The sequence below is a fragment of the Psychrobacter sp. TB20-MNA-CIBAN-0197 genome (genome assembly GCF_040309765.1).
In the GTDB taxonomy this organism is placed as follows: Bacteria; Pseudomonadota; Gammaproteobacteria; order Pseudomonadales; family Moraxellaceae; genus Psychrobacter; species Psychrobacter submarinus.
This window is the reverse complement of sequence record NZ_JBEOPC010000384.1, coordinates 1-284: the sequence shown is the minus strand read 5'-3', so window position 1 is coordinate 284 and position 284 is coordinate 1. Positions and strand designations below refer to the sequence as shown.

The window sequence follows — 284 nt, the reverse complement described above, 5'->3', positions numbered from 1 at the left end:
CCTCATAGGCTCTGTCATCAACACTAGTCCCAAACTCATCATTCCAATCATTATCTAAACCATCATCGCTAATATCGCCAACATCGAAGCTATCTTGCCACTCTACTATTTCTTCTTGGTACTGCTCATTGCCCGACAAATTAGCAAGCATGGCAAAGGTATCGCGCGACTGCTTGCCCAAACGCGACAGTAAACTGTGACCATAATCCCGTAAAAACACACTTTCAGGATTGATGATTTGTTGACGCTGTAACCAAGATTTATCGACGATATCGGCCCAAAAC

1 protein-coding gene is annotated in these 284 nt (G+C 43.7%); it reads right to left on the bottom strand.

The genetic code is table 11. The annotated features are described in order from the left end of the window. Positions 1-284, bottom strand: a 284-nt coding sequence (locus AAEY83_RS14145) for an exodeoxyribonuclease V subunit gamma (RefSeq protein WP_351059807.1), incomplete at both ends; no start/stop codon positions are given.